The organism is Bartonella queenslandensis AUST/NH15 (assembly GCF_000312585.1).
In the GTDB taxonomy this organism is placed as follows: domain Bacteria; phylum Pseudomonadota; class Alphaproteobacteria; order Rhizobiales; family Rhizobiaceae; genus Bartonella; species Bartonella queenslandensis_A.
Map to the genome: position 1 here is coordinate 1 of NZ_HE998127.1, position 1,551 is coordinate 1,551.

Here is a 1,551-nt window from a genome sequence, read left to right on the forward strand (position 1 = left end):
TTTTCATATTTCTCCTCGCTGAATTTCGGCAGGGATTGTTTTATTAATAGGTACGCGGTTCCAGTTATTTGGTTGTTTTAGTTTTTGTTCTAATGCACAAGCTGATAAAAGATTTGTAATCAAAATTATAAAAACAATCAATTTCATTCTAACACCCATTTATTTTTTTTACAATAAATAAAAAATATTAATATTTCTTATTATTATTATAATTTTAATAATAAAGTAAAGTGTGTATTTTGCGATAAGTTCTCTTTTATTAATTTCATTTTTTAGTTTATAAAAATAATTCAATCTTAGTGCAGATACCTTGCTGTTAACCACTCATTTGGTTGTGTGGCAACTAGGGAAAAGTCACTTCTTTTAGGATTTAATTTTCCATAGATGTTCCAATGTAATGCCTTTTGCTAAAGCATTGGCTATGCTTGATAATTTAAACAACAGCACTATGGAGATAATAGACAAGATGAGAACACCACCAAGCGCATAACTCACATTCTGATTGCCATCAAATTTAAAATCTTCCATGTAATTTGCAAAGATATTCATTAATAAACTTGACATGGTCGCTAGGAGCAAAATAAGAATTGTGTAGCTTAAGATTTGTGCTACCCATTGCTCAAAAAAGCGATAGGTTGGTTGCCAAAGCAAAGAAATGATGAAGAATGGTCCGAGCCCGATAAGAAGTGTAATTGCAACGTTTGCCAATAAGATGAATGCACCACCCACGGCAGTGAGGAAGCTTGTTGCAAGCAAGATAAGAATACCAAAGAGACCATAAAGGAGCCCATCAGCATCTAAAAAGGCAGCTTCTTCGAAGGCTTTGCTTGCACATTCGAATCCTTTCTCAGCTACCGTGTCGATCAGCTTAGCTAACTGAGTCTTGCTCTGAGGATTGTCCACAAGTGCTTCTACCAATTCATCAGGTGTGTTCATTATAAGGTCTTTGATTTCGTGTTGATAAAGCCCTACAGTCAGTGCAATAGAAGTAATAATACTCATTCGGAAGCAACGGTTCACAAGTCCAACGAGAGGCATATCTATTGCACCACGAATAACGAGCCATCCATATATGATGAAACCGATAGTAAGACCGATTGATGCGATGGGAGTGATTGCAACGATTGTTTTTGATGAAATATCCATGACATATGTTGCTGTTGCGCGATCAATTTCATTGAACAGTTGTGAGAACATTTGGAAGCTCATGGTATTTTTCTTTCACGAATTGTCATTTTTTCATTGTTTTGGAATAGGGGTGTATGTGTAGTTTTTATATTTATGCGATTTATCAAAAGCATTTTTGGCTATGAAATTTCTCAAAGCTTTCTATATATTTTTTCAGTGTATTAGGAGGGATTGAGAATGATGCCTTCATTTTTTCCATGATCAAAGAAAGTTTATGATATAATCTGTATAAAAGTTTATTGAGTAACGCTAACGTATTTCACCTGCGGCATATTTTTGTTCCGATGATTTAAAATCTTTATATTGCGTTTATATTTTTGCTGGCGGATCAGTGCTTGCTCTGCATTACGTAAATGCGCAACC

At 34.6% G+C, this 1,551-nt stretch carries 2 protein-coding genes; both read right to left on the bottom strand.

Translation table 11 applies throughout. The features are described from left to right. Positions 1-3: 3 nt before the first annotated feature. Positions 4-147 (bottom strand): hypothetical protein, encoded by a 144-nt coding sequence (locus tag BN338_RS09590; RefSeq protein ID WP_039761715.1) that lies wholly within the window; start codon positions 145-147, stop codon positions 4-6. A gap of 216 nt (positions 148-363) precedes the next feature. Next, positions 364-1,209: a TrbL/VirB6 family protein gene (locus BN338_RS09595; protein ID WP_039761718.1), complete on the bottom strand. Its 846-nt coding sequence runs from the start codon at positions 1,207-1,209 to the stop codon at positions 364-366. Positions 1,210-1,551: the final 342 nt, after the last annotated feature.